This window comes from Streptomyces durocortorensis (assembly GCF_031760065.1).
Classification (GTDB): domain Bacteria; phylum Actinomycetota; class Actinomycetes; order Streptomycetales; family Streptomycetaceae; genus Streptomyces.
In genome coordinates this window covers 398,984-424,735 of record NZ_CP134500.1, presented here as the reverse complement: position 1 = coordinate 424,735, position 25,752 = coordinate 398,984, and the positions used below count along the sequence as shown (strand labels likewise).

General features: G+C 72.6%; 26 protein-coding genes. 17 read left to right on the top strand and 9 right to left on the bottom strand.

Annotated elements, in window-relative coordinates; translation table 11 throughout:
- Positions 1 to 45: 45 nt before the first annotated feature.
- The 3 genes from RI138_RS01690 to RI138_RS01680 form a co-directional block, all read right to left on the bottom strand.
- A complete protein-coding gene (locus tag RI138_RS01690; RefSeq protein ID WP_311122784.1) occupies positions 46 to 654 on the bottom strand; it encodes an Rv1733c family protein in 609 nt (202 codons plus the stop codon).
- A 42-nt stretch (positions 655 to 696) separates the two neighbouring features.
- On the bottom strand, positions 697 to 1,521 hold the full coding sequence (locus tag RI138_RS01685) for an MOSC domain-containing protein (protein WP_311118460.1): 825 nt from the start codon (positions 1,519 to 1,521) through the stop codon (positions 697 to 699).
- A gap of 129 nt (positions 1,522 to 1,650) precedes the next feature.
- A complete protein-coding gene (locus RI138_RS01680; RefSeq protein ID WP_311118459.1) occupies positions 1,651 to 2,100 on the bottom strand; it encodes a DUF6643 family protein in 450 nt (149 codons plus the stop codon).
- A gap of 271 nt (positions 2,101 to 2,371) precedes the next feature.
- Between RI138_RS01680 and RI138_RS01675 the strand changes: the two genes are divergently transcribed.
- A complete protein-coding gene (locus tag RI138_RS01675; protein ID WP_311118458.1) occupies positions 2,372 to 3,682 on the top strand; it encodes a TerD family protein in 1,311 nt (436 codons plus the stop codon).
- A 55-nt stretch (positions 3,683 to 3,737) separates the two neighbouring features.
- On the opposite strand, the gene RI138_RS01670 is transcribed toward RI138_RS01675, so the two are convergent.
- The gene (locus RI138_RS01670; protein ID WP_311118457.1) at positions 3,738 to 4,937 is read right to left on the bottom strand and encodes a glycosyltransferase; all 1,200 of its coding nucleotides are present in this window, start codon (positions 4,935 to 4,937) and stop codon (positions 3,738 to 3,740) included.
- Positions 4,938 to 4,995: 58 nt separating this feature from the next.
- Between RI138_RS01670 and RI138_RS01665 the strand changes: the two genes are divergently transcribed.
- From RI138_RS01665 to RI138_RS01650, 4 genes are all read left to right on the top strand, one after another.
- Positions 4,996 to 5,781, top strand: a complete 786-nt coding sequence (locus tag RI138_RS01665) for a glutamate racemase (protein ID WP_311118456.1) — start codon at positions 4,996 to 4,998, stop codon at positions 5,779 to 5,781.
- A 70-nt stretch (positions 5,782 to 5,851) separates the two neighbouring features.
- On the top strand, positions 5,852 to 6,415 hold the full coding sequence (locus tag RI138_RS01660; RefSeq protein WP_311118455.1) for a hypothetical protein: 564 nt from the start codon (positions 5,852 to 5,854) through the stop codon (positions 6,413 to 6,415).
- A 149-nt stretch (positions 6,416 to 6,564) separates the two neighbouring features.
- Complete coding sequence (gene lnt, locus RI138_RS01655) at positions 6,565 to 8,157, top strand: apolipoprotein N-acyltransferase (RefSeq protein WP_311122783.1); 1,593 nt, start codon at positions 6,565 to 6,567, stop codon at positions 8,155 to 8,157.
- Between the two features lie 31 nt (positions 8,158 to 8,188).
- Positions 8,189 to 8,671, top strand: coding sequence for an NUDIX hydrolase (locus RI138_RS01650; RefSeq protein ID WP_311118454.1), 483 nt, complete (start codon positions 8,189 to 8,191; stop codon positions 8,669 to 8,671).
- A 4-nt stretch (positions 8,672 to 8,675) separates the two neighbouring features.
- On the opposite strand, the gene RI138_RS01645 is transcribed toward RI138_RS01650, so the two are convergent.
- Entirely contained in the window at positions 8,676 to 10,748 is a 2,073-nt protein-coding gene (locus RI138_RS01645) for a neutral/alkaline ceramidase (RefSeq protein WP_311118453.1), read from the bottom strand.
- A gap of 117 nt (positions 10,749 to 10,865) precedes the next feature.
- Here RI138_RS01645 and RI138_RS01640 point away from each other — a divergent pair, with 117 nt between their 5' ends.
- From RI138_RS01640 to RI138_RS01605, 8 genes are all read left to right on the top strand, one after another.
- Positions 10,866 to 11,033, top strand: a complete 168-nt coding sequence (locus tag RI138_RS01640) for a hypothetical protein (RefSeq protein ID WP_179500316.1) — start codon at positions 10,866 to 10,868, stop codon at positions 11,031 to 11,033.
- A 78-nt stretch (positions 11,034 to 11,111) separates the two neighbouring features.
- Complete coding sequence (locus RI138_RS01635; protein WP_311118452.1) at positions 11,112 to 13,607, top strand: DUF4135 domain-containing protein; 2,496 nt, start codon at positions 11,112 to 11,114, stop codon at positions 13,605 to 13,607.
- Entirely contained in the window at positions 13,604 to 14,893 is a 1,290-nt protein-coding gene (locus tag RI138_RS01630) for a hypothetical protein (protein WP_311118451.1), read from the top strand. Before RI138_RS01635 ends, RI138_RS01630 begins: the two co-directional genes overlap by 4 nt.
- Complete coding sequence (locus RI138_RS01625; RefSeq protein WP_311118450.1) at positions 14,890 to 16,113, top strand: JmjC domain-containing protein; 1,224 nt, start codon at positions 14,890 to 14,892, stop codon at positions 16,111 to 16,113. Before RI138_RS01630 ends, RI138_RS01625 begins: the two co-directional genes overlap by 4 nt.
- Entirely contained in the window at positions 16,085 to 17,452 is a 1,368-nt protein-coding gene (locus RI138_RS01620) for a lanthionine synthetase C family protein (RefSeq protein ID WP_311118449.1), read from the top strand. Before RI138_RS01625 ends, RI138_RS01620 begins: the two co-directional genes overlap by 29 nt.
- A gap of 66 nt (positions 17,453 to 17,518) precedes the next feature.
- Positions 17,519 to 18,472, top strand: a complete 954-nt coding sequence (locus RI138_RS01615) for a 5'-nucleotidase (RefSeq protein WP_311118448.1) — start codon at positions 17,519 to 17,521, stop codon at positions 18,470 to 18,472.
- Between the two features lie 174 nt (positions 18,473 to 18,646).
- The gene (locus RI138_RS01610) at positions 18,647 to 18,802 is read left to right on the top strand and encodes a hypothetical protein (protein WP_311118447.1); all 156 of its coding nucleotides are present in this window, start codon (positions 18,647 to 18,649) and stop codon (positions 18,800 to 18,802) included.
- 140 nt (positions 18,803 to 18,942) lie between these two features.
- Positions 18,943 to 19,728 carry an SAM-dependent methyltransferase gene (locus tag RI138_RS01605; RefSeq protein WP_311118446.1) on the top strand — a complete coding sequence of 262 codons (786 nt, stop codon included), beginning with the start codon at positions 18,943 to 18,945 and terminating at the stop codon, positions 19,726 to 19,728.
- A 15-nt stretch (positions 19,729 to 19,743) separates the two neighbouring features.
- Here RI138_RS01605 and RI138_RS01600 read toward each other — a convergent pair whose 3' ends face one another.
- On the bottom strand, positions 19,744 to 20,421 hold the full coding sequence (locus tag RI138_RS01600; RefSeq protein ID WP_311118445.1) for an HSP18 transcriptional regulator: 678 nt from the start codon (positions 20,419 to 20,421) through the stop codon (positions 19,744 to 19,746).
- A 136-nt stretch (positions 20,422 to 20,557) separates the two neighbouring features.
- On the opposite strand from RI138_RS01600, the gene RI138_RS01595 reads away from it, so the two are divergent.
- The 3 genes from RI138_RS01595 to RI138_RS01585 all read left to right on the top strand — a co-directional run bounded on the left by RI138_RS01595 (position 20,558) and on the right by RI138_RS01585 (position 21,947).
- Positions 20,558 to 20,989, top strand: a complete 432-nt coding sequence (locus RI138_RS01595) for an Hsp20/alpha crystallin family protein (protein WP_096631901.1) — start codon at positions 20,558 to 20,560, stop codon at positions 20,987 to 20,989.
- A gap of 98 nt (positions 20,990 to 21,087) precedes the next feature.
- Positions 21,088 to 21,483, top strand: coding sequence for a DUF2267 domain-containing protein (locus RI138_RS01590; RefSeq protein WP_311118444.1), 396 nt, complete (start codon positions 21,088 to 21,090; stop codon positions 21,481 to 21,483).
- Between the two features lie 29 nt (positions 21,484 to 21,512).
- Positions 21,513 to 21,947 carry a DUF2267 domain-containing protein gene (locus tag RI138_RS01585; RefSeq protein WP_311118443.1) on the top strand — a complete coding sequence of 145 codons (435 nt, stop codon included), beginning with the start codon at positions 21,513 to 21,515 and terminating at the stop codon, positions 21,945 to 21,947.
- 178 nt (positions 21,948 to 22,125) lie between these two features.
- On the opposite strand, the gene RI138_RS01580 is transcribed toward RI138_RS01585, so the two are convergent.
- The 3 genes from RI138_RS01580 to RI138_RS01570 form a co-directional block, all read right to left on the bottom strand.
- Positions 22,126 to 23,595 (bottom strand): SulP family inorganic anion transporter, encoded by a 1,470-nt coding sequence (locus RI138_RS01580; RefSeq protein ID WP_311118442.1) that lies wholly within the window; start codon positions 23,593 to 23,595, stop codon positions 22,126 to 22,128.
- 71 nt (positions 23,596 to 23,666) lie between these two features.
- Positions 23,667 to 24,263 (bottom strand): carbonic anhydrase, encoded by a 597-nt coding sequence (locus tag RI138_RS01575; protein ID WP_311118441.1) that lies wholly within the window; start codon positions 24,261 to 24,263, stop codon positions 23,667 to 23,669.
- 316 nt (positions 24,264 to 24,579) lie between these two features.
- Positions 24,580 to 25,239: a class I SAM-dependent methyltransferase gene (locus tag RI138_RS01570; RefSeq protein WP_311118440.1), complete on the bottom strand. Its 660-nt coding sequence runs from the start codon at positions 25,237 to 25,239 to the stop codon at positions 24,580 to 24,582.
- Positions 25,240 to 25,394: 155 nt separating this feature from the next.
- On the opposite strand from RI138_RS01570, the gene RI138_RS01565 reads away from it, so the two are divergent.
- Positions 25,395 to 25,733, top strand: coding sequence for a hypothetical protein (locus tag RI138_RS01565; RefSeq protein ID WP_398862135.1), 339 nt, complete (start codon positions 25,395 to 25,397; stop codon positions 25,731 to 25,733).
- Positions 25,734 to 25,752 lie beyond the last annotated feature (19 nt).

Below are 25,752 nucleotides of genomic sequence, written 5' to 3'. Positions count from 1 at the left end.
GCAGGGCCGAGGGAGAGCCGAAGCAGAGCCGAAGCGGGCCCGTGGTCAGCCGCCCGTACCGGCTCTGCCCCAGTCCGGGCCGGTGGCGGCCCACTCGCGGTCCAGTCGTGCGTACCGCGCCTGCACCATCCGGGCTACGACCAGCCGCCTGCCCGCCTCGATGCATCCGACAGCGAGCAGGAACGCACCGACGCCGCCCAGCACCGCGTGCGACCGGGCCGTGCGGCCGTCCATCGGCGGCTCCACCGGCACACCCGCCTTGTCCGTCCAGATCCGCACCGGGGAACCGGGTCCGACGGGCCGCGACGCGGTGGCCACCTTCTCCGTGTGCCGGCTGCCGTCCGGGGCCTGCCAGGACGCCACCACCCAGGTCCGCGCGGCGCGTTCGGCGGCGGCTCCCGGATCGCCGCCGCCCCGCTCCCGTCCCGGCACCGGGTGCACCACGACCGCGTCGACGGCGTGGCGCTCCGCGTGCTGGGCACTCACCGAGCGCCGGAGCGAGGCGTCGGCGGCCGCACCGCCCGCCCAGCCCGCCGCCGGGGCGCCAAGCGTCATCAGCAGCAGTGCGCCGATCGTCACCCACCCCTCGCGACGGTCGGTGGCGCGGCGCAGTCGATTGCGCCGCCCGCGCAGCAGCGCCGACAGCCCCCACACGCCCGTTCCCCCCACGCCCGTTCCCCCCACGGTCCTCGGCCCTCAGTCGAGTATCCGGACGGGGTCCCCGACCCGGATCACTCCCGTCCCCTCGGGGATCAGGTTCTGGCCGAAGACCAACTGCTTGCCGAACCGGCGGTGGCGGGCGAGGGTGATCAGCGGCTCCTTGCCCCGCTCGGCCGTCTCCTGGTCCGTCGTCGTGATCACACAGCGGCCGCAGGGCTTGGCCACCGTGAAGGCCACCTCGCCGACGGCGATCCGCCGCCAGCCGTCCTCGGCCCATGGCTCGGTGCCCCCGACCACCACATTCGGCCGGAAGCGGTCCATGGGCAGCGGACCCTCCTCGGGCCGGTCGCCCGCGGCGACAAGGGCGTTGAGTGCGTCCAGGGAGGCCGTGGTGGTCAGGAGCAGCGGATATCCGTCGGCGAACGAGACGGTGTCGCCGGGGCGTGCGAACACCGGGTCGACGTGTCTGCGGTGCGACGGCTCGTCGAGATGGACGAGCCGGACCTCGCAGTCGAGGACGTCGCTGAACCAGGCATGGGCGTCGTCCGACGCCTCCGCCACCACCACCGTGTCCCGGTGCAGCTCCACGGTGAACGTGCGCTCCGGCTCCGGTACCTCGACGTGCAGGGGCGGGCGGCCCGGCGCGGACAGGAGCAGGCCGCCCCCGGACAGCAGCTCGGCCGAGATGCGGGCCATCAACGGCTGCTGACGCTGCGTGAGCGCCCTCGCCGCCTTGTCGACCAGCATCCATCGGCGGTCGCCATCGAGTCCCCACGGTTCGACGGCAACCGCGTCGGCCACGCGGGCGGTGAGCGATTTGACGGGATAAATCCGGATGGCCCGGAGGGAGGGATGGCTCATGCGTCCATCCTGCCAGCCGCCTCTGACACCGTACGTGCGGCATCCGGACGTTCGTCACGCAGGTGCGACCGACGTCCGGTGCGTCCCCCGGCGCGGAGCCGCCGCACGGTGTCAGGGGTGCCAGGGGCTTCAGTACCCCCGGCTCTGGTACGGCCGGTTGTACGGGTCCTCGTACGGCGAGGGGGTCGGTGCGGGCCGCGGCGAGGCCGGGCGCATCGCCTCGTACCCGGTACCCGGCGCGGGCCGCTGCGCCTGGGGCTGCTGCGGGATGTACGGCGCGGGCGCGTGCTGCAACTGGGCGGGCTGCATCGGCGCGTGCTGCGCAGGGGCCTGCTGGTACTGCGGCATCGGCTGCTGCGGGTAGCCGTAGCCGATGGGCTGCGAGGGGGCCGCGGGAAGGGCCGGAAGTGCCGACGGCAGGGCCGGCAGATAGCTGCTGCCGGTGTCATAGGCGGCAGGCACACGGATGGGGGCGATCTGAGGGGTTCCCCGCTCCGCGACCAGGGAGTCGTAGATCGGAGTGTCGGGGAACGACGCGGCGTAGTAGCCGCCGCCGAAGGTGGAGCGGGGGGACGTCATGCCACCTAAGTTAAGCCCACGATGTGCTGGTTGGGGAGCCCGATAAGAGGGTTGTTTTCCGCGATGTGAGTGAACCGCGATCCCCAATGCGAGCGAACTTGGCAAAAAAGGGCGCACCGACGTCTACTGATCGTGTAAAGGCCAAGTTCACGGGGGGTTACCGGCGGATCGCCGGGAGGAACATCGTGCTGGGCGGGGCGTGCTCCGCCGGGCCGGGGATTAGGTTGTCGGGAAATGCCCGCGGGGCATCCGGACTCGTGATGGGGCGAGCATGACCATGCAAAAAGGAACCAACGTTCCGGTGCCGGCCGGCACCGTACGCGTCGAATTGGGGTGGCACGCGGCGCCGGGCGCCCCCGACGTCGACGCCTCCGCCCTCCTCCTGGTGGCGGGAAAGGTCCGCAGTGACGCGGACTTCGTCTTCTACAACCAGCCGGCCCACGGCTCCGGCGCGGTCCGGCACGAGGGCAAGCGGACGGCTCCCGACCGGGTCACCGACACGCTCGTCGTCGACTTCGGCAAGGTCGAGCCCGGGATCGAGCGCATCGTCGTCGCGGCCTCGGCGGACGGCGGCACCTTCGGCCGGGTGAGCGGGCTGTACGTGCGGATCGCGGACGCGGCGGGCGGGGCGGAGCTGGCCCGCTTCGACAGCACCGACGCCACGGTCGAGACCGCCTTCATCCTCGGCGAGCTGTACCTGCGCCAGGGCGCCTGGAAGTTCCGCGCGGTGGGGCAGGGCTACAGCACCGGGCTCGAAGGGCTGGCGACGGACTTCGGTATCTCCGTCGACGAACCGCAGCAGGCTCAGCCGTCCGCGCAGCCCCAGCCGTCCGCGCCCGCCCCCGTGGCGGCCATGTCCCCGCCCGCCCCGGTGGCGCCGCCCGCAGCCGCGCCGGTCGCGCCCGCACCGCCCGCTCCCCCGGCCCCTCCCGCCGCCCAGCCCGTACGCCTGACCAAGATCACGCTGACGAAGAGCGCACCGGCCGTCTCCCTCGCCAAGCAGGGCGGCACCTCCGGAGCGCTGCGCGTCAATCTCAACTGGGAAGTACGCAAACAGTTCAAGGGGTGGGGAGCGAAACTCGGCCGGGCCGTCGCGATGCACGCCGATCTCGATCTTGATCTCTGCGCCCTGTACGAACTCACCGACGGACGCAAGGGAGTTGTGCAGGCTCTCGGAAACGCGTTCGGTTCGCTGAACCAGCCGCCCTTTATCCATCTCGACGGTGACGACCGCACCGGTGCGCTGAGCACCGGTGAGAACATGACCATCAACCTCGACCGCAAGGACCTGCTCCGGCGCGTACTGATCTTCGTCACCATCTATGAGGGCGCCCGGAGTTTCGCCGATCTCCACGCCACGGTCACCCTCCAGCCGCAGAACGGCGCGGCGATCGACTTCTCCCTCGACGAATGCACCGTGCCCTCCACCGTCTGCGCCCTGGCGCTGATCACCAACAACGGCGGCGACCTCACCGTCCAGCGCGAGGCCCGCTACCTCGTCCCGGACCGCGGAGTGAGCCCGCAGCGCACCATCGACGCCGCCTACGGCTGGGGCATGAACTGGACGCCCGGCCGCAAGTGACCCGCGAGCCCCGCCCCGCCGCCCGGCCGGACCCGGCGCCCGCCGCCCCGTGGCGTCACCGGCCGGGCGCGGCGTCGTGCGTCGTGTCCGGATCGGGCCGGGCGTAGGTGCGGCCCTTCCAGGCGGCCCCCCGCCCCCGGTAGTGCTGGACCGCCGAGTCCACGGTCATCAGCAGATACAGCACCGCCGTCAACGGCAACAGAGGCCCCAGCCACACCGACTGGCGGTAGTACGCCAGCATCGGCAGATACGTCGCCGTCATCACCGCCCATGCCGCGCCGCCCGCCCATGCCGCCGCCCCGTCACCCGTCAGCAACCCGGCCACCAGGGTCGCGGGCGGCGCGACGTACACGAGCAGCAGCCCCGGCACGGTCCCCGCCAGCAGCAGCGGGCTGTGCCGCAACTGCGCGTACGCGCTGCGCGCGACCATCCGCCACAGATCCCGGAGCCGCGGATAGGGCCGCACGCTGTCGACCCGCTCCGCGAGCCCCAGCCAGATCCGGCCGCCGCTGCGCCGTACCTCCCGCGCCAGCGACACGTCGTCGATCACCGACTGCCGGATCGACTCCGGAATCCGCGCCCGCTCGGCCGCCTCGGTGCGCAGCAGCACACATCCGCCCGCCGCGGCCGCCGTCCGCGACCCGGCCCGGTTCACCCGGCGGAACGGGTAGAGCTGCCCGAAGAAGTAGACGAACGCGGGCACCACAAGGCGCTCCCAGGCGCTCTCCACCCGCAGCCTGGCCATCTGCGACACCAGGTCGAAGCCGTCCGGGCCCCCGGACCCGGCCGCGGCCACCAGATCGCGCAGGCTGTCCGGCTCGTGCGCGATGTCCGCGTCGGTCAGCAGCAGGAAGTCCGGCTTGTGCTGCCGGGCCACCGCGATCCCGTGCCGCAGCGCCCAGAGCTTGCCCGTCCAGCCCGCCTCCGGCTCGCCGGGGGACACGACGGTCAGCGGCAGCCCGCCCGGACGCGCGCCCAGGTCCCGGGCCAGCTGCCCGGTGCCGTCGCTGCTGCCGTCGTCGACCAGGGTGATCCACGCGTCGCCCGGATAGTCCTGGACCAGCAGCGAGGGCAGACTCACCGGCAGCATCTCCGCCTCGTCCCGGGCGGGCACCACCACCGCCACCGACGGCCAGCGCACGGGGTCGGTGCGCAGGGGGAGCCGCTGGTCGGTGCGCCAGTAGAAGCCCTGCCCCAGCAGCAGCCACACCCACACGACCAGCGAACCCACGGCGATCCAGGCAACGGCGCTCATCCGCCGAAGTCTGCCCCACTGAGCCGGGTCCGCAAGGGTTGTCGGCTAGGGTGACCGGGTGAAGATCGCGCTCATGGACTCCGGAATCGGCCTGCTGGCGGCAGCGGCAGCCGTTCGCCGACTGCGCCCCGACGCCGAGCTGGTGCTCTCCTGCGACCCCGGCTCGATGCCCTGGGGCCCCCGCACCCCCGAGGAGATCACCGCCCGCGCGCTGGCGGTGGCCCGGGCCGCCGCCGACCACGGGGCGGACGCCCTGATCATCGCCTGCAACACCGCCTCCGTCCACGCCCTGGCCGCGCTCCGCGCCGAGCTGGAGCCCGCGCTTCCGGTGATCGGCACGGTCCCCGCGATCAAGCCCGCCGCCGCAGGGGGCGGCTCCGTCGCCATCTGGGCCACCCCGGCCACCACCGGCAGCCCCTACCAGCGTCGGCTGATCGCGGAATTCGGCGGCTCCGCCGAGATCACCGAGGTGCCCTGCCCCGGGCTCGCCGACGCGGTGGAGCACGGCGACGAGGCCGGGATCGACCGGGCCGTCGCGGCGGCCGCCGCCCTCACCCCGCCCGACGTGCGGGCCGTCGTCCTCGGCTGCACCCACTACGAGCTGGTCGCGACCCGCATCCGCGACGCCGTGCAACGGCCCGGCCGCCCGCCGCTCGCCCTGCACGCCTCCGCCGGAGCGGTAGCCGCCCAGGCGCTGCGCCGGATCGGAGCGGCCCCCGCCCCGACGGCCGAACCGGCCGGCGCGCTCACCGTTCTTCTCAGCGGCCGCCCCGGCAGCCTGCCGGAAGCCGCCCTGGCCTACGCCGAGGGCCGGAATCTGACGGCCGTCGCCCCCGCTCCCTGACCGGGTCCGATCTCCACCAAGGACGCTCGTGCCCCGGCCGACCGCCCGGATCGCGGTTACGCTGCTGAATATGACGGACCACGCCGAGCACGCGAGGCACGGGTCGAGCCAGGTGCCGCCCGCGGAGTGGAACGGCCGGGCCACCAACCGGCTGCAGTGGCTGCTGGCCCTCGTGGGCGCGGCCTGCATGGCACTGGGCATCGAGCTGGCCGTCGGCTCCACCTGGACCTCGGGCTTCGCCCCGCTGCTCATGTCCGTGATCGGCTGCGTCGCCGTCGGTCTGCTGATCCTCTACGGAACGCTCGCCTTCGTCCATGTGGCCGTCAAGGTCGACGGGGGCGCCCTGGAGGTCCGCTGCGGCCACGCCGGTCTGCCGCGCCGCAGGATTCTGCTCGACCATGTCGTCGGGGCCGAATTCGTCCCGAGGATCAACCCGCGCGAGTGGGGCGGCTGGGGCTACCGCTGGCGGCCCGAACAGGGCACCGCCGTCGTCGTGCGCAAGGGCGAGGGCATGATCCTGCACCTCGCCGACGGCCGGACCTTCACCGTCACGGTCGACGACGCGGAGACGGCCGTACGCTTCATCCGCGAACGCCTTCACCTGCCTGCCCCGGGCAGGCCCCCTGCCCCCTGACCGGCCCGCCCCGCCGATGACCGGTGGCCCCCGGCCCCGGACTGCACCGCCCGCCACGCCCGGCCCCCCGCTACCCCGCCCCTGCCCGGGCCAGGTCAGCGCCGCCGCTCACAGCCGCTCACCGTAGACTCCGGCGGGTGAGCGCCACCATGACTCCTGTCGACGACCTGCCGCCCGCCGCGGCGCCCCCGGCCACCGGACTGCTGCCGCGGCTCCTCCGTCCGGCCGCCGCTGTCCTCTCCGGCGTCCTGCTCTACGCGAGCTTCCCGCCCCGCCCGCTGTGGTGGCTCGTGCTGCCCGGGTTCGCGCTGCTCGGCTGGGTGCTGCACGGGCGCCGGCTGCGGGCCGCCTTCGGGCTCGGGCTGCTGTCCGGGCTCGGGTTCATGCTCCCGCTGCTGCGCTGGACCGGCGAGGACGTCGGGCCGGTGCCGTGGCTGGCCCTCGCCACCGCCGAGGCCCTCTTCATCGCGGTGGGCTGCCTGGGCATCGCCGCCGTGACCCGGCTCGCGTACTGGCCGGTGTGGGCGGCCGCGGTCTGGACCCTGGACGAGGCGGTCCGGGCCCGGATCCCGTTCGGCGGCTTTCCCTGGGGCAAGATCGCCTTCGGGCAGGCCGAGAGCGTGTTCCTGCCGCTCGCCGCGCTGGGCGGCACCCCGCTGCTGTCCTTCGCCGTCGTCCTGTGCGGCTTCGGGCTCTACGAGGCCGTGCGCCGATTCCGTACGTACCGGAGCACCGGAGAGGTCCCGCGCGCGGCCGTGGCGGGGGCCGCCGCGACCGTCCTCGTCCCGGTCGCCGCCGCGCTCGCCGCGCTGCCCCTGGTCGACGACTCGGCGGAGAACGGAACGGCCACCGTCGCCGCCATCCAGGGCAACGTCCCGCGCCTCGGCCTCGACTTCAACGCCCAGCGCCGCGCCGTCCTCGACAACCACGCCCGGCGTACCGCGCAGCTCGCCGAAGACGTGAAGGCGGGCAAGGAGAAGCAGCCCGACTTCGTCCTGTGGCCCGAGAACTCCTCCGACCTCGACCCCTACCTCAACGCCGACGCCCGCCAGGTCATCGACGACGCGGTGAAGGCGATCGGCGTGCCCACGGTCATCGGCTCGGTGGTCGAGAAGGGCCCCGACAGCCTGCGCAACACCCTGATCGAGTGGAACCCCGGCAAGGGGCCCGTCGACACCTACGACAAGCGGTTCATCCAGCCCTTCGGCGAGTACATGCCGATGCGGACGGTCGCCCGGTTCTTCAGCGAGGACGTCGACCGGGTGCAGCGCGAATTCGTCCCCGGCACCGAGGTCGGTGTCTTCGACCTCGCCGGTACGAAGGTGGGGCTCGTGACCTGTTACGAGGCCGCCTTCGACGACGCCGCCCGCGATACCGTCCTCCACGGCGGCCAGATGATCGCCGTGCCGAGCAACAACGCGACCTTCGGCCGCAGCGAGATGACCTACCAGCAGCTCGCCATGTCCCAGGTCCGGGCCGTCGAGCACGGACGGGCCGTCGTCGTCCCCGTCACCAGCGGGGTCAGCGCGGTGATCCGGCCCGACGGCACGATCGCCGACCGGAGCGGGATGTTCACCCCCGACGCCCTGGTCGCCGAGGTCCCGTTGCGCTCCTCGCTCACCCCGGCCACCCGGATGGGCCCGCTCCCCGAGGGCGTCATCGCCCTGCTGGCCCTGGCGGGCCTGGGCTGGGTGAGCGTCTCGGCGGTCCGGGCACGCAGGGTGCCGGGCACCGGGAAGTAGCACCGGTTCCCGGCCACGTAGGCTCGGATCCATGGCTACCCCCGACTTCATCCGTGAGATCCGCGCCACCGCCGGGCACCAACTGCTCCTGCTGCCCGGAGTGACGGCCGTCGTCCTCGACGACGAGGGCCGGGTGCTGCTCGGGCGGCGCGCGGACACGGGGAAGTGGTCGCTCGTCGGCGGCATCGCCGAACCGGGTGAGGAGCCGGCGGCCACGGCGGAGCGCGAGGTGCTGGAGGAGACCGGCGTGCACTGCGTGGCCGAGCGGGTGGTGCTCACCCAGGCGCTGGAGCCCGTGCAGTACGCCAACGGCGACCGCTGCCAGTACCTCGACATCACCTTCCGCTGCCGGGCGACCGGCGGCGAGGCCCGGGTCAACGACGACGAGTCGCTGGAGGTGGGCTGGTTCCCACTGGACGGCCTCCCGCCGCTCGCCGAGTTCTCCCTGTTCCGGATCAAGCAGGCCCTCACCGAAGGACCTGCCTGGTTCCAGCCCACATCGCGCGAGGTCTGACCCTCTACTTCACGGTGAAGCTCCCGGTCGCCCCGGTGAACGGGGTGATCTTCCCGAACAGGTTCTTCGCGTCCCCGTGGTGCACGATCCGGTAGGTGCCCGCAGCGGTGTCCGCGCCGATGTCCCAGGTGATCGTGGCCTTCGAGGTGCCGGTCAGACCATTGAGCCGGGTCCAGCGGTAGGTCGTCTCCCAGGCGCCGTCGTCCAGCACCCGCACCCAGGCGCCGTTCTCCAGCCGCTGGACCTCCAGGAACGTGGAGCCACGGCGGACGTTGTTCTTCGGGTGGCCGGTGGCGAACTCGGCAGTCGCCTTCTCCCCGCGTGCGTACGAGGCCTCCGGCGCCTTCAGGACGTCGCCGAACGCCCTCCCCGCCGGCGGATTGTCGTACACCACCCCGGTCTGGAGGCTGAACTGCCTTCCCGACTCGTCCGGAGGTGTCGGCCCCCTGTCGAGCACGGTGCCCTCGCGCAGGGACTCCGCGATCCGCTCGTACTCCTGCTGGTAGGCGGGCAGCGTGTAGCGGCCGTACAGGGTGGAGCCGCCCTCGTAGTTCTGGGCGTCGTACTCCTCGGGCGTCGTCACGTACTGGCTGTAGGCGTTGGCGTACCCCTGGAGCAGGACGCGGTCGAGCGGGACGCCGAGCTGCCGGGCCACCGTGCGGCGGACCCGGAGGCCCGAGGTGATCGTGAACTCACCGGGGGCGGCCACCAGGTGCAGCTCGCCGATCTTCATGATCTGGAGGGGGAGGATCTTCGGTGTGACCGGGTGGACCTTGCTCAGCAGGCCCGTGGGGACCAGGCCCGCCTTCGGGTACTGGCAGGTCGCGAGCCAGGACGGGGTGTCGATGCGCAGCGCGTCGAGGATTCCGGCGACCGGGGTGCGCATGCCTTCCTCGAAGCCCGGGATCGCCGGGCCGTCCTCGACACTGCCCGCGAGGGTGGACGCGCCGACGACGGCGGGACACGTGCGGTGCTCCTGCCCGTCCGGGGTGTACTCCCCGCGTACGGTCACGTGCTCCATGTCGACGTAGGCGAGCCGGGAGTCGACGCCGCCGGCGACGGGCCGCGCGTCGTCGTAGATCTCGCGGGCCTTGTCGAGCTGGCGCTCTCCGATGACGCGGGTGTTCTCGAACTCGTCCTCGGTGGGGCCGGAGCCCGGCTTCAGGTTGAGGTTCGGTGACATGTCCCCGGCGTTGGTGTTCGGGAAGGCCGCGACAAAGCCCGGGGTGTCGTCGAGATGGCGCACACCTTCGTGGCCGTGCTCCCAGACGTAGGCGGCATAGCCCTTGTTGTCGGGGCTGATCAGGGTGTTCCTGTTGGTGATCGAGGTGTTGTGGGTGGCGAACCAGCTGATCGCGCCCGCGTCCTGGTCGCCCTGCCGGAAGCGCAGCACGGTCATCGCGGGGTCGATCGCGTCGGGGAAGGCCGCCCGGTCGGCCGCCGGGTTGCGGTCGAAGGCGTCCCGGGAGCGGTTGACGCTGGCGTTGGTGAGCGTTCCGGTGCCCAGGCTGACCGTGCCGGGCTTCAGGTCGTCGTGGGCCTTGGCGACGGAGTCCGCGATGCCGTCGACGATGGCCCGGTAGGTGCCGTTCTGGAAGCCGAGGACGGAGAGGTTGTACGCCACGTGGTGGGAGTAGCCGCCGGGGCCCGAGTGGGTGTGGGTGGCCGACAGCAGGACGTTCTCCTCGTCGTACAGGCTGCCGTAGCGCTCCTGGAGCCGGGCGAGGACCCCCTGCCGTACGGACTGGAAGATCATCGCGAGGTCGGCGTTGACATACACCACGCGTTTGCCGCTCGACCGGTCGACGACGACGAACGCCCGCGACCGCTGCCGCTGGTGGATGCCGGAGGTCTTCTGGTCGAAGCTGGAGTAGCCCATCATCCCGGTCTCGGCGGCCTCGCCCGTGACATCGGCGATGCCGCGCCCGACGAGGTAACTCCCCCCGGACGCGGGGGAGTCGGCGGAATCCCTGGCGGCTGCGGGGGCCGGGGCGACGAGGGCGGCCGCCCCCAGCGCCGCGGCGAGCAGGGCGACGGGGAGCCTGCGCCGCGGGCGGCGCGCGGTGGGGGGCGGCATGGGACCTCCTGGGGCGGAGACAGGGCGGGAAGGCATCCGGATCACTATGTTGACATGCGCATGTCGTCCGGTTCTACTGAGTGGCGGTCAATTACTCGGCACAGAAGGAGGGTATTCATGCAGACTCTCGAAGAAAAGGTCCAGGTCGCGTCCGACCAGAACGCCGACGACGTATTCGATCTGGTGATCGGCGATCTGGAACAGGAAATTCCGCCGCTTGCCTCGCCGACGAATTCCGGCAGCGGAACCGCCTGCGGTTCGTGCGCGAGCATTTACTGCTGTTGATGCGTACCGGGTGGCGCCGCTGACACCGGCGCCACCCGGGTGCGTGTGCGTCCCGTAGCGAGGAGTCGGAGGGCAGCTTTGCCGGAAGCATCAGCGGACACCGAACCGCTCTGGGAGACGGGCGACCCCGGAAGTCTCTCCGGAGAGGGCGGTTGGGCGGACCTTTCACCGGTCGCGCAGCGGGTACTCGCCGCTGTCGGCAAGGGAACGGCGGGCGGGCTCTTCCCGCCGGTGGTCGCCGGGGGCCCGGAGGGGACCGTCAGGACCGGGCGGCTGCTCGGCGGCGAGAAGGATGCGCGGATGCTCGTCCACGCGCTCCGCGACCGCCGGTTCGCACCGCTGCTGGCGCTGCTGGACCGGCTCGATAACTGGTGCGAGGCGGCCGGACGACGGTATTCCGCGGCAATTTCCCCCGGAACGCTGGATATTGCCAACGCCGATATCTTCGGCCCCGTGGTGTCCGAGGCGTTCGTGGCCTGCGCGACCGGACGAACGCACTATGCCCGGGACCGGGTGGCGGAGTGGGCGGCACGCTGCGAGGATTTTCTGACGCTCTTTCTCGAACGGCTGCTCAAGGACCTGACCACCTGCTGGCCCGGCAACCCGGCATTCCGGGGACCGGTCGTCGGCCTGTGGACCCACGGCGAGGAAACCCACAACGGCCGCCAGCGCGTGCTGCGGCTCGACTGCGCGGGCGGCGGCCGCATCGCGTACAAACCGCGACCCGCCTCCGGTGAGCTGCTGTTCACCGCGCACGGCGGGGACGGCCCGCCCTCGTCGGTCTTCGACCTCCTCAACCACGCGCCCGCGGCCTCCGGCGCGATCCGGCTGCCCGTGCTCTCCTGCTGGCGCGGGTCCGCCCCCGGCTACCTCTGGCAGGAATGGATCGAGCCGCCCGACCAGTGGGGGCCGATCCGTACCTCGGGACCGTGGCAGCTCACCGGCACCCGGCTCACCCCGCCGGAGGCGCGACGCTTCTGGCACCGGACGGGCTCCCTGACCGCCGCGATGTTCGCCTTCGGGATCACCGACATGATCGGCGGCAACGTGGTGACCGGCAGCCGGCCCGGCGACCCCGAGCCGCTGCTGTACCCGATCGACCTGGAGATCTACTTCTGCCACGTCCCCCGGCTGTACGACACGGGCCTGCTGCACGACCCCACCGCCGAGGTCGACCAGCACCACGTCGGCCTGGAGCGCACCGCCCGCTGGTGCAGCGCCGAGGGCCCGCCCGTCTGCTGGACCGAGGAAGCGACCGGGGCCCTGCGCCTGCACCGACGCCGCCGCCCCTACGCCCGTGACGAGACCAGGAACGTCGTCGCCGACACCGAGGGCCGGACCGGATACGGCCCCCACCTGACCGCCATGCTGCGCGGCATGTTCGACGCCTGGACCCTGATGTGCCGGCAGCGGACGGCGATCCGGGACTTCCTGGCGACCGCCACCCCGGGCCACTACGTCCGTGTGCTGCGGCAGCCCACGTTCCGGTACTTCGACGCCCTGGTGCCCCGCTGGCTGTCCGGCGGCGGTGCCGCACCCCGACCCGCCGACCCCGACGTCCACTTCGACCGGGCGGAGCTCGACCAGCTCCGGCGCATGGACGTGCCCTACTTCGTCCGCTCGCTGGAGGGCGGCCCGGTGCTCCGGGTCGAACCGCCGCCGCAGACCGACGGGCTCGCCCCGGTCGCGGCCCGCCCGGCCCCCGAGGGCGGCTGGCCGCCCCTGCGGGAACTGCTCGACGGCGCGAACCTCACCCTCGCCGGGCTCGGCGTGGCACTCCGGGACGCGGCGGAGCACGTCTTCGACGATGTGCCGGAGCTGGACGTCACGGACCCGGAGTCGGGCGTACGGCTGCACCTCCAGAGCCCCGCCGAGGGCCAGGTCGCCTTCGACTGGCCGGAGGCGGGCCGAAGGATCACCTACCTCTGGGACCGGGAGAAGGTACGGCTGCGCATCGACCCGGTCGACGCGCCGCAGGCCCCGGTCGAGCCCGCGCCCGCCGGGGAGATCCGGCGCAGGCTCCTGCGGCTGGACCGCCTCGACGGGGCCGTCCGGGTGCCCTGGGCGGACGGCGGCATGACCGACACCGCGGCCGAGGAACGGCTGCGGACCCTGACCGACGCCGGAATCGCCTGGCTGGCCACCGTCGTGGCCGACCACGGGTGGCCCGGGCGTGCCCTGGTCGGCCATGACGCGGCCGTCGCGGCGAGCCGCCTCGTACAACACGCCCGGGAGCACCTGGAGTTCCGCAAGCACTGCCTGGAGCTGATGCGGCAGGCGGCGGAGGGCGGCGATCTGCCCTGGCGGGAAGTCGCCTATCTGACAGATGAGTTGCGCCTCGCCGAAGGGCTCCCGCAGGTGTACGGAACGCGGTTCGAGCCGGTCGGCGGAGAGCTGGTCCCGTGGCCGGTCGAGGACCCGGAAGGCGTGGACCGCCGCCGGGCCGCCCTCGGAATGGAGCCGCTGGCCGAGCACACGGACCGGATACGGCGGCGGTTCCCCCTGGGGGGTGTCGCGCCGGACATGGCCGGGTCCGCGACGAGACACCCCCTGACCGGAACGGGAGCGTCATGAGCACGCAGATCCACGAGGCGCGACGAGCGCCCGGCGCCATCGACTGGGAGCTGTTCGGGCAGCGGTACTGGGACCGGAGCCCCGCCCGGCTGCCCGCCGAGCCCCCCGTCGCCCTCGACCGGATCCACGCCCTGACCGTCGAGTCGTGCGCCCCGTTCCGCGCCGGAACCCGCTTCTGGGTGATGCCCGACGTCCGGTTCCTGGCCGGCGACGGCCGACTGCGCGCCCCCGGCGCCCTGCTGCCCGACACCGGCGATCCGACCCTGGACGCCTACCTGGACCGGCTGGACGCCGATGTGTCCGGACAGGGCTACCTGCTGACGGTGAGTCAGCCGCTGCTCCTGGACCACGCGCTGTGGTCAGCGGTACGGGACGCGATCAGCGGGCTGTGGCGGCAGGTCGGCTGGCCCAACCTCCCCCTGGCCGCCGAGGTGCTGATCGGTGACCGGTTCACCCAGCACACCGGCGCGGCCGAGCGGCCGACCCACGCGGCGCTGACATGGGTGCTGCGCGGGCGGATGGACGTACGGCTGTGGGACGAGCGCGGCGGCCCCCCTCCCGAGGCGATCGCGGACCCGGACCGGCCGGTGGAGGGCGCGCGCACGCTGAGCGCCGGCGCGGGGGAGCTGCTGTACTGGCCGGGCGACCAGCGGCACGTGGACACCTACGGCGACCGGTGCGTGGCGCTGCGCCTGCGCGTCCCCGTCGACCGGGGGCTGCCCTTCACCGCACTGCGGGACCTCCTCGCCGACCTGGTGCACCGGGGCCAGGGCAATGACGAGACCGTGCCGTACTTCCCGTTCGGCCCCGGGACCCGGATCGACGACGAGGACGGGGTGCTGCCCCGCCTGACCGCGCTCGGCGACGAACTGCGCACGGCCGTGACCGGCGAGCAGCTGCGCAGGACGCTGCGGGTCCGCTGGGCGGCGCTGCGATCGGCGGCCGGTCTCGAACCGATCCCGGTGCCCCGCGAGGGCGTCGGGATCACCCGCCGGACCCGCTTCCGCCGCACGAGCGAGATCGTCCGGATGCCCGACGGGCCCCGCCAGGAGGTCTGGGCGGTCAACGGAAACGTCTTCACCCTGCCGGCAGCCGCGAGCGACCGTGCGTACGCCGCGCTCGGCGACGGCGAGGAGACCGGCGCCGACGAGGTGTGCCGCGCCCTCGGCGCGGGTGACGAGGACAGGACCGAAAGGACGGTGCTCGCGCTGCTCGACAAGCTCTACCGGCTGCGCGGCATCGACGTGGTCGAGGAGGCCGATGTGGTCGAGGAGCCCGGGCGATGACGCTGACCATCGAGAAGTCCTTCGACTGGGACACCTTCGTCGACCGGTTCTGGGACCGGGAACCCGTGCTGTACAAAGGCGTCGACGGGGCGTTCGAGGGGGCGCCCTACGACGAGGCGGAGGTGTTCGGGGCCGCCGTGCGCGGCAGCCGCCCGCCCCATCCGCTCGCCGTCCCGGGCAACGTCCAGTTCGTCGTGCGACGGCGGCAGCAGACCCGGCCGTACGACTATCCGCCCGAGCTTTCCGACGGCTCGCTCGACGGCTACGAGCAGCGCATGGCCGCCCGGCTGGACGGGCAGCGCTACGCCCTCGTCGTCCACCGCTTCCATGCCTTCTCCCACCCGCTGTGGGCCCGCGCCCAGCGGTTCTACGGCGGACTGTGGGAGCGGGTCGGCCAGCCCACGCACAGCGCGGGCTCCACGCTGTTCCACGGCTCCTACGAACACAGCCCCGTCGGCGTGCACCAGGACCGCTTCGCGACCTTCATGTACTGCGTACGCGGCACCAAGCGCATGCGGTTCTGGGCCGAACGGCCGTGGTCGGACCCGGTGCACACGGTGCTCGACTACCAGCCGTACCTGGCCTCCTCGTTCGTCGCCGAGGTCGAGCCGGGGGACCTGCTGTACTGGCCCTCGCGCTACTACCACGTCGGGGAGAGCGCCGGTGACGCCCCGGCGACCAGCGTCAACGTGGGTATCCCGCGCCGCGAACACCGGCCGTACTACGAGATCAAGGACCTGTTCCGGGGCACCGGTCCGGTGGCCTCCGCCCCGCTGTTCACCCCGGACGCCGGTGCGGACGGGCGGCTCGCCGGTGAGCTGCCCCCGGCCCTCGCCGATGCCGTGGAGACCTTCGCCCGGCACCTGGAGGAGGACCGGTTCGCCGAGCGGGCGACCGCGCTGGCCCTGCGGGTGAGGACGGCGGGCGGTTTCTGGCCGACCGAGCCGCCCGCCGAGGAGCGGGTGCTCGACGACGACACCCCGGTACGGGCGTGCGCCCCGCTGCTGGCCGCGCCCGGCGACGACACCCGCGCCTGCGCCGCGAACGGCCACGCCGTCTCCGGCCCGATCACCGCCGAGGCGCTCGCCGTGCTGCGCCGCCTGGACGCCGGTGAAGCGGTGAGCGTCGGTGAACTGCCCGTGTCCCGGCGGGCGGAAGTCCGCCGCCTCCTCCAGGAACTGGAGAGCTTCCGTGCCGTCACGCGCGCCGACACCGACTGACCGGACAGCGGCCCCCGCCCACCGGACCGCCGCCGCCCGGGTCGTCGCCGGGATCGCGGACCGGCTCGCCGAGCCGGAGCGGGTGGCCCGGATCGCGGGCGTACCGGACAACGTCATGCGCTATCCGGGCGCCCCGCAACCGGTCTGGGACCCGCTGTTGCTCAACGACGGCCACCCCGGAGTCGCCCTGCTGTTCGCGGAGTTGGCCGTGGGCGAGCCGGAACTGCGGGGCCGGGCGCACGCACACCTCTCGGCGGCCCTCGCCGCCGGCATCCGGCTCCGGCCGCAGTCCCTGTTCGGCGGGATGGTGGCGCTCGCGTACGCCGGACACACCGCCGCCGTCGGATCCGGCGGTTACGCGACGATGCTGTCCGGTCTTGACCGGCACATCACCGAACAGGCCCGGGAACGCGCCCACGCAGACCTGGAACGGACGCGCGCCGGAGAGCCGGTCGGCGCGTGGAGCCGTTACGACGTACTGGGCGGCACCGCCGGGATCGGCCGCTATCTGCTGGCCCGGCACGAGGCGGCGGACGGGCAGGCGGCGCGGGAGACGGCCGGGGCCGCGCTGACCGAGGTGCTCACCTCCCTCGTGGCGGCGGCCACGGCCGACGACGTCACGCGCCACGGCACCCGGCTGTCCGCGTGGTGGGTCACCGACGGGCTGGAGCACGGGCTCGTCGAGCACGTCAACTTCGGTCTCGCACACGGGGTCACCGGTCCCCTCGCGCTCCTGTCCACCGCCTGGCGGGCGGGGGTGAGGGTGGACCGTCAGGACGAGGCCATCGAACGGATCATGGCCCTGCTGTCGAGCCGCCGGATGGCCGACGCCCACGGACCCCGCTGGCCGCACCTGGTCAATCTCGCCCACATCGAGAGCGGCGAGGGGCCGGAGCGCGGGCGGGACTCCTGGTGCTACGGCGCCGCGGGCGCGGCCCGTGCCGTGCACCTCGCCGGGCTGGCGCTGGACCGGGCGGACTGGCGCGCCGACGCACACGCCGCCCTGCGGGGCGCGCTGGACGCGGCGAGCGAGGAGCTGATCCGGGACTCCGCGCTGTGCCACGGCTGGGCGGGACTGCTCCAGATCGTGCTGCGCATGGCCCACGACAGCGCCGGCGAGGACTACCGGGCGGACGCCGACCGGCTGGCGGCCCGGGTGGTCGACGGATTCGACCCCGAGGCGCCGTTCGGCTTCCGCTACGCCCACGTCCTGGCCGCCCGCGAACTGGACCGGCCCGGCTTTCTGGAGGGAGCCGCGGGGATCGCCCTCGCCCTGCACACCTACGCCACCGGGAACGCACCGGCCACGCCGTGGGACGGAGCGCTGCTGCTGAGCTGAGAGCGGGCATGCGCCGGTGCGATAGTCGGGGGGCGAACGAATCAGTGGCCCACCGGAGGAATCACCGTGCACTACGACCTTGCCGAACGGCTGGTCATCGGGATCGCGTCCAGCGCTCTCTTCGACCTCACGGAGTCGGACGCCGTCTTCCGGGAACAGGGCGAGGAGAGCTACCGCGCCTACCAGGAGCAGCACGTGGGCGATCCGCTCCGCCCGGGGACGGCGTTCCCGTTCATCCGGCGTCTGCTGTCGCTGAACGACCTGGGCGCGGCGGACGACCCCCTGGTCGAGGTGATCGTCCTGTCCCGGAACGACCCCGACACCGGGCTGCGGGTCATGCGGTCCATAGCGGCCCACGGACTGCCGATCAGCCGCGCCATCTTCATGCAGGGCCGCTCCCCGCACCGCTTCATGCCCGCGCTCAACATGTCCCTGTTCCTGTCGGCGAACGAGCAGGACGTCCGCGAGGCCGTCACCGCCGGGCGGCCCGCCGGGCATGTGCTGGGTGCTCCGTACGAGGACGACGCGGAGGACCACGACCTGCGGATCTCCTTCGACTTCGACGGGGTCCTGGCGACGGACGCCTCGGAGCAGGTGTTCCAGGAGGGCGGCATCGAGAAGTTCCGTGCCCACGAGGTCGCCAACGCGGCGGTCCCGCACGACGCGGGCCCGCTGAGGGACTTCCTGGCCAATGTGAACCGCATCCAGCAGCGGGAGGAGAGGGAGCGCCGGAAGAACCCCGACTACCGCATCCGCCTGCACGTCTCCATCGTCACCGCCCGTAACGCGCCCGCGCACGAACGTGCGGTGCAGAGCCTCAAGGGGTGGGGCGTCACCGTCAATGACGCCTTCTTCCTCGGCGGCATCGACAAGGGCGAGATCATGAAGGTCCTGAAGCCGCACATCTTCTTCGACGACCAGCAGGGCCACCTGGAGAGCACCTCACGGACCACCCCGAGCGTGCACGTGCCGTTCGGCAAGCTCAACGAGCGGGCGGCGCCGACGGGCGCGGACGCCTGATCCCGTTCGACGGCGCGTCGACGTCGTCGATCTGCCCGCCGCGCTCGCGGCCCACGGCGAACTGACCGCCCATCACTCCGGGCGCACCGGCTGAGCCACCGCCTGCGCGCCGTGCGAGAGTTCGTACCTACGGGGGCCGGGGGCCGGGGGCCCGGTGACGAGGGAGGGAAGACCGTGGACCTGTTCGACGGGGAGCTGGGCGGACGCGACGAGCACGAGACGGCCGCAGGGGGCCGTTGGTCCTGGTGCGGCGTGATCGTCGTCGGGGTGGCGATCCTGCTCGCGATGCTGATGAGCTGGTTCTTCGGGCTGCTGGGACGGCTGTTCTGACGTCGCCGCCCCCGTGCATGCGGAAGGCTACGCTAAAGTCACAGAAAGTGACGGCCGTGTGGAGTGGGGCGGCATGGCCTGCCAACCGCCCCTGTATGGGCGGCGAGTACCCCTGTACGGGCAGCGAGTAGAGGAGAGACATGAGCATCGACGACGATGAGCTCCGCCGCAGGATCCGCTCCGACGTTCCCCACTCGGCGCGCGTCTGGAACGCCTGGCTGGGCGGCAAGGACCACTATCCGGTGGACCGGGAACTGGCCGACGTGGTCAGTGCGGCCTATCCGCAGATGGTCGACATCGCCCGCGCCTCCCGTGCGTTCCAGGTCCGCGCGATCCGCCATCTGGCCTCCATGGGCGTACGCCAGTTCCTGGACGTCGGCACCGGGCTGCCGGTGGCGAACAGTACCCACGAGGTGGCCCAGGGCATCGCGCCCGAGGCGCGGATCGTCTACGTCGACAACGACCCCATCGTCCTCGCCCACGCCCAGGCGCTGCTGACCAGCGCCCCGGAGGGCCGCACGGCCTATGTGGACGAGGATCTCTCCGACACGGACGCGGTGGTGGACGAGGCGGCGAAGACGCTGGACCTGTCCGAACCCGTCGCCGTGCTCCTGCTGTCGACGCTGGGGCACCTCGCTCCGGCCGAAGGCGTCGAGGTCGTTCAGCGGTACATGGCCCGTATGCCGTCGGGGAGCCATCTGGTGCTCTGCGACACGGTGAAGACCCCGCAGACCCTGGCCGCCCAGGAGGCCTACGACTCGGGCGACAACCCGCCGTACCTGGTGCGGGACCCGCAGGAGATCACCGCCTGCGCGGCGGGCCTGGAGCTCCTCGAACCGGGATTCGTCTCGATCGACCGGTGGCGGCCCGAGAGTGACGACGCGGTGCCGGTCGACCAGTGGGGGCTTGTCGCCCGCAAGCCGTAGCCGTAGCCGTACCGCTCAGCCGCTCCGTCGCCGGGTGGCCGTATCCCTGCGCAGTTGGCTGGTGTGACGGGTGAGCGAGTCGACGCGGTCCGCCAGCTTCCGGTGCCCCGGGGTGAGATGGGGGTGGAGCGCGGTGAGCGGGGTGACCAGGGCGGCGGCGTCGTCCGCACCGAGTGCCTGGCGAAGCCGGTCCAGAGAGAGGTCCGCCGAGGCGGGGAGGTCCGGGAGCGCGGTGATCTGCCCGGCGAGCGACCGCAGGTCCGCCGCGTTCTGCCGCGCCCACGTGGTGATCGACCGGTCCGCCGCCCGGCTGTCCCGGGTGGCCCGGACCCGTTGCTCACCGGTGCTGCCCGCGGTGCCCGGACGCAGCCGCAGATAGCGCCGCTCGGCGGCCTGGCGACTGGCGACGCCCAGCGGATCGGCGAGGTCGGCCCAGCTCGCCCCCGCCGCCCGGGCCGCCTCGATCAGCCCGGTCTCCCAGCCCGCGAGCCGCTCCCGCACCTCGCGCAGCAGCTGGAGCGAGGCCAGGGCCTGGGCCCGCTCCGACACAGGCGCCTGACCGCGGGCGGCGTCGGTGTCGTGGGCCTCGCGGACCGCCTCGTCGATGGCCCGGAGAGCCGCTGACGCCGCGAGGAAGGAGACGGCGTTCGGGACGGGGTCCTCGGACGGCTCGGGCCTGGCTCGTGTGGACACGGAAGCTCCCTCGTTGCTCGGAATGCAGTCATCCTTTCGGTGACATTGTCAGTTGTCATCGAATGGATGACATGCTACAACGGTCTCAGGTGAAAAGCACGGGCCGTCCGCCCGATCGACTGGAGGTGTTTCCGTCATGCTGATGCGTACCGACCCCTTCCGTGAACTCGACCGGATCACCGAGCAGCTCCTGCGCCCCGGCACCTGGTCGCGGCCCTCGGCGATGCCGATGGACGCGTACCGTGAGGGCGACGAGTACGTCGTGGCGTTCGATCTTCCCGGTGTCCTGCCGGACGCGATCGACATCGACGTCGAGCGGAACATGCTGACCGTCAAGGCCGAGCGACGGCCGGCGGTGAACGCCGACCACGTGCAGATGGAGCTCTCCGAGCGTCCGCTGGGCGCCTTCTCCCGGCAGATCGTCCTCGCGGACACCCTCGACACCGAACGGATCGACGCCGACTACGACGCGGGTGTGCTGACCCTGCGCATCCCGATCGCCGAGCGCGCCAAGCCCCGCAAGATCACCATCGGCGGGGAGTCCCGGCGCAAGGAGATCAAGGGCTGACCCGGGTCCGCCCACGACAGCGGCGAGGGCCGGGACGGGATCTCCCCTTCTTCCCCGGTTCCGGCTCCCGCCCTCACCACCCCGAGGGGGCGGCTGCGGTGACCCTGCGATGGGAGGCGTTCCTGGACCGGGTTCGGGAACGCGGAGAGTACGAAACGCGAACGGAGGCCGAGCGTGCCGCGCGCGTCGTCCTGGCTCTCCTCGGTGCCCACCTGGTGGGCAGGGAGCGGGCCGAGCTGGCCGCCCGGCTCCCGGAGACCATGGCCCTGATCCTGCTGAACCCGCTCCAGGCCGCCGAACCGCTCTCCCCGGACCGGTTCGTGCGCGCCACCGCGGCGTGGATCGAGGGCTCCACCGAACAGACGGCCCTGTGGGACGTCGGCGCCGTCCTCAGCGTCGCCGCGGATGCGGCGGGCGACGAACTCACCCGCCGCGTCCTGCTGCAACTGCCGACGGGGTACGACGCGCTCTTCGGCCACCTGAAGAACACCTGAGCAGTACGACGAGAAGGGCTGCTGCCACGATGATTCACGAGCCTCGGAACGCCGGCGCACCACAGGACGCGACGTGGGACCGGCTGCTGGAGAAGATCAGATACGACGGGGCCTACCCCACCCGCGAACGCGCCGAGGACACCCTGCGCGCCGTGCTGACCGCACTCGGCCGGCAGGTCACCGGCGACGAGCGCGTCGCCCTCGCCGCGGCGCTGCCCCGAGAAGCCGCCCGGGCGTTCACCACCGAGGCCCCGGCCCTCGAACAGCTCGGCGGCGCGGGCTTCGTGTACGACCTCGCACTGCGCACCGCGGGAACCCCGGCGACCGCCCGCTGGGACGCCGGAGTCGTCCTGACCGCCGTCGCCGGTCTGGTGGGGGACGAACTGGTCACCCGGCTCGTCCGCAGGCTGCCACCCGGCTACGCGCTCCTCTTCGGGCGCGCGGAACTCGCCCCGGCTGCCTGACCCGTAGGCGTAATGGCCGCCGACGAGGACGTCAGCGGACCCGGGCCGTGTCCGGCACACGGCCCGGGCGGGAGATTCGGCACGCGCGGCCGGTGGTCCCGGCCGATGTCCCCGCGGCGGCGGATGCGCAGCACGGCCAGTACTGCCGACGCGCCCGGCTCCCCCTGCGCGCACGGCCCTAGCGGCGGATCGTCACCGGGTCGGTCTCCGCGTCGTTGTGTCTCCGCGCCCAGTTCTCCAGCGCAACCCGGCAGGCGTGGTCGAGGTGGCGCAGGCCGCTGAGGTCCAGCTCCATGGCCTGGTCCTGCGGAAGCTTCTCCAGCTGCTCCAGGATGCGCGGCAGCCGCAGGAAGGTGGCGTTGCCGGTGAGCGTCACCACGACCCGGCCGCCGGTGAGCTGGTGGGTGGAGAGCTGTACGTGCGAGGTCTCCCAGGCCGACTTGACCACGGCCAGCAGCAGACCGAGCACGACCCCCTCGAACAGGTTGGTCACCACGATGGCCAGCGCGGTGACCGCCAGCAGGACCGCTTCCCCGCGGTGCTCGCGCCACAGCGGCCCGAACTCCCTGGCGGGCACCAGCTTGCACCCGGCGTGCACGAGGATTCCGGCGAGGGCGGCCAGCGGGATGATGCCGATGGCCGCCGGGAGCAGGGCGGCGAACAGCAGCAGCCACATACCGTGGGCGACCCGGGAGAGCGCGGTCGTCGCCCCGGCCTGGACGTTGGCGGCGCTGCGGACGATGACCGCGGTCATCGGCAGCGCGCCGAGCGCCCCGCAGATGGTGTTCCCGACGCCCTGGGCCACCAGTTCCTTGTCGTAGTCGGTGCGCGGCCCGTCGTGCATCCGGTCGATGGCCGCCGCACTGAACAGGCTCTCGGCGGAGGCGATCAGGGCGAAGGCGAGGACGGTGCCGATGACCGCCACTTCGGCGAGCCGTCCGAACTCCGCGCCGCCCGGCAGCTCGATGGCGTGCAGCAGCCCGTTCACATCGGCCACCAGGGGCCGCAGCCCGGCCAGGTAGGCGGCGGCGGTGGCCAGGCCCACCGCGGCCAGCGGCGCGGGCACGACCCGTACGGCGGCCGGGAGCTTCGGCCACACCAGCAGCACGGCGATCGTCCCGGCGCCCAGTCCGAAGGCGGTCAGGGCCTCGCCGTCGGTGGCGATCTCGACGGCCAGTCCGGGCAGTCCGGCCAGATTGGACAGCCCGCTGCCCGGCTGTTCGGTGTCGGCCAGGGCGTACAGCTGGCCCAGCACGATGACCAGGCCGATCCCGGCGAGCATGCCCTGGACCACGGAGACGGAGATGGCGCGGAACCAGCGGCCGAAGCGGGCCGCGCCCAGCACCACCTGGAGCAGTCCGGCGGCCAGCACGATCGGGCCCAGCGTGCCGAGCCCGAACTCCTTGACCGCCTCGTAGACCAGCACGGTGAGTCCGGCGGCGGGCCCGCTGACCTGGAGCTTGCTCCCCGGCATCAGGCCCACGACGAGCCCGCCGACGATACCGGTGACCAGGCCCAGTTCGGCCGGGACTCCGGAGGCGACGGCGACACCGACGCACAACGGCAGCGCGACGAGGAAGACGACGATCGAGGCCAGTAGGTCACGTCGAACGACCTGGGGGTTCTTGAGTTCCTTCGCGGAGATCACGGATGGTTTCCCTTGTGGGTACGGTCGCGCCCGGCCGGGGCCGGGCGCGTGAGAGTGGGGGAGGGAAGCCGTCAGAGGCGGGCGAACGAGGGCCCGTGCTCCGGTCGGTGCACGCTGACGGAGCCGGTGTGCACCTCGTAGTACCAGGCGTGCAGACCGAGGGTGCGCTCGGCGAGCCGCTCCCGCACCGCGGGATAGCCCCGCAGGGTGTCGAGCTGGGCGAGGGCGTGTGCCTGGATCGCCCCGGGCAGATCGCCGGAGTGGGCGGTGGGGGCCCTGCCGTCCGAGGAGCGCTCCAGCCAATGGCGGACGGCGGGCATGGCGGAGAGGTCGTCGCCCCGGAACACGGCGCCCACCGCGCCGCAGTGGGAGTGCCCGCAGACGATGATGTCGCGCACCTGGAGCATGCGCAGCGCGTACTCGATGGTCGCGGCCTCGCCGGTGGGCCGGTCCCGTTCGGGATAGGGCGGAACGATATTGCCCGCCGTACGGAGTTCGAAGAGCTGCCCCGGGCGGGCGCCGGTGAACAGTGAGGGGACGACCCGGGAGTCCGAGCAGGTGATGAAGAGGGCTTCGGGGGTCTGGCCGTCCGCGAGCAGGGCGAAATCCTTTGCGTTCGCGGCGACGTGCTCGGTGAAAGTCCGGGCGTGTTCTACGAGGGACTGCATGGTGGCCTGCCTCCTGCATCCGGCGGTGCCGGGGAGCGGTGTGGTCGGGTCATATTGGCGAATGAGCTGTTTATATCCGTATGAATGTTCGGAACGGAGGGGGCATCTCACCTCGTGATATGCCGCAAGGCAGCCACTGTGAGACCCGTTCCGATCGCATCGCGGGGATACGACTACAGCTCACCATATAGACCAGAACTTTGCTATCGCATTACCTTCTCGTGAAGGAACACGAATGCGCCATTCTTGCCATTCATTCGGCTGGTTCTTTGTGATAGCCAATGAGGGGACCGGTCCGCGTGGGACGGGAGAAACGTCAGATACGGCGGCCGTGCAGAAACAGGTGCGGCTCGGGTTCGCCCGCCGGATGCTCCGGGGTGAACAGCGCGCTCCGCTCCCATTCCACGATGAGACCCGACCGTGTCAGCAGTGCGGTGAACTCCTCGGCCCCGAAGCTGGAGACCCGGACCGGCTGCCCCATGAACACCGCGTCGGCATCCGCCACGTCCACCGGGACCGTGGCGGCCACCAGCACCCCGCCGACCCGCAGTGACCGGGTGAGCCGCTCCAGCAGCTCGCCCTGCTCGCCGCGAGACATCTGCAGCAGCGAGAAATAGACGCAGGCGGCGTCGAACTCTCCCTCGGGCAGCGGTAGTTCGCGGATGTCGGCACACCGGAACTCGGCCCCCGGCACCTGTCGGGCCGCGAGAGCCGTCATCACCGGCGACACATCGACGCCCAGCACCCGGTGCCCCGCCTCCGCCAGGGTCTGCGCGGTGGGACGGCCCGTACCGCTGCCCACGTCCAGTACGCGGCTGCCCGGCGCGAGGTCCGCCAGCAGGCGGTCCAGCGAGGCGCGGTGAGCCGTGGAGGAGGCGAAGGCCCGCTCGTACTCCGCCCCCAGCGCGTCGAACACCGCCGCGGCCGGACGCCCCCGGCCGTCGTGCGCGTCCGGGAGTCCGTGGCTGTCACCCATCGGAGCGGTCCTTCCGTGGTGCGGCGGTGAGTTCGGGCCCGTCGTCGTGCACGGCCGCTCTGAGCGTCCCCCCGTGACCACCTGAGTATGCCGGGCCGTCACCCCTGAGTACGTGCCCCGATGTTCCGGCGCCCGGCCGCTGTTCGAATACCCGTATGACCTCCGACGTCCGTATGACCTCCGAAGCGCCGCGCCGCCCGTGCATCCAGCACGTCACCACCGCCGGTACCGCCCTCGCCGTCACGCTGCTCCCGCTGGTGGTCGGCGTGCTGCTGGCCAGGACCATGGCGGCGGACCCGATGACGTCGGTGAACGCGCTGGTCACCAACGGCGGTCACCGCCCGCGCGTGTCGCCGAAGGAGTGGCGCCGGTGCGGCGGTCACGCACTGCGCAGGCTGCGTACCGCCGAACGGGTGAGCATGGGCCGCCCCGGCGCGCGCCGACGCCGTCCGGCCGGTGATTTCCGGCCGGACGGCGTCAGGGGTACGGAGTAGGGAACGGGGAGGTGGCGGG

Excerpts from the sequence above, each read along its gene's own strand:
- RI138_RS01685 (WP_311118460.1), bottom strand. The coding sequence starts at position 1,521 with ATGAGCCATCCCTCCCTCCGGGCCATCCGGATTTATCCCGTCAAATCG.
- RI138_RS01650 (WP_311118454.1), top strand. The coding sequence starts at position 8,189 with ATGGCTACCCCCGACTTCATCCGTGAGATCCGCGCCACCGCCGGGCAC.
- RI138_RS01675 (WP_311118458.1), top strand. The coding sequence starts at position 2,372 with ATGACCATGCAAAAAGGAACCAACGTTCCGGTGCCGGCCGGCACCGTA.
- RI138_RS01575 (WP_311118441.1), bottom strand. The coding sequence starts at position 24,263 with ATGCAGTCCCTCGTAGAACACGCCCGGACTTTCACCGAGCACGTCGCC.
- lnt (WP_311122783.1), top strand. The coding sequence starts at position 6,565 with ATGACTCCTGTCGACGACCTGCCGCCCGCCGCGGCGCCCCCGGCCACC.
- RI138_RS01670 (WP_311118457.1), bottom strand. The coding sequence starts at position 4,937 with ATGAGCGCCGTTGCCTGGATCGCCGTGGGTTCGCTGGTCGTGTGGGTG.
- RI138_RS01605 (WP_311118446.1), top strand. The coding sequence starts at position 18,943 with ATGAGCATCGACGACGATGAGCTCCGCCGCAGGATCCGCTCCGACGTT.
- RI138_RS01645 (WP_311118453.1), bottom strand. The coding sequence starts at position 10,748 with ATGCCGCCCCCCACCGCGCGCCGCCCGCGGCGCAGGCTCCCCGTCGCC.
- RI138_RS01585 (WP_311118443.1), top strand. The coding sequence starts at position 21,513 with ATGATTCACGAGCCTCGGAACGCCGGCGCACCACAGGACGCGACGTGG.
- RI138_RS01565 (WP_398862135.1), top strand. The coding sequence starts at position 25,395 with ATGACCTCCGACGTCCGTATGACCTCCGAAGCGCCGCGCCGCCCGTGC.
- RI138_RS01630 (WP_311118451.1), top strand. The coding sequence starts at position 13,604 with ATGAGCACGCAGATCCACGAGGCGCGACGAGCGCCCGGCGCCATCGAC.
- RI138_RS01595 (WP_096631901.1), top strand. The coding sequence starts at position 20,558 with ATGCTGATGCGTACCGACCCCTTCCGTGAACTCGACCGGATCACCGAG.
- RI138_RS01625 (WP_311118450.1), top strand. The coding sequence starts at position 14,890 with ATGACGCTGACCATCGAGAAGTCCTTCGACTGGGACACCTTCGTCGAC.
- RI138_RS01570 (WP_311118440.1), bottom strand. The coding sequence starts at position 25,239 with ATGGGTGACAGCCACGGACTCCCGGACGCGCACGACGGCCGGGGGCGT.
- RI138_RS01660 (WP_311118455.1), top strand. The coding sequence starts at position 5,852 with ATGACGGACCACGCCGAGCACGCGAGGCACGGGTCGAGCCAGGTGCCG.
- RI138_RS01640 (WP_179500316.1), top strand. The coding sequence starts at position 10,866 with ATGCAGACTCTCGAAGAAAAGGTCCAGGTCGCGTCCGACCAGAACGCC.
- RI138_RS01680 (WP_311118459.1), bottom strand. The coding sequence starts at position 2,100 with ATGACGTCCCCCCGCTCCACCTTCGGCGGCGGCTACTACGCCGCGTCG.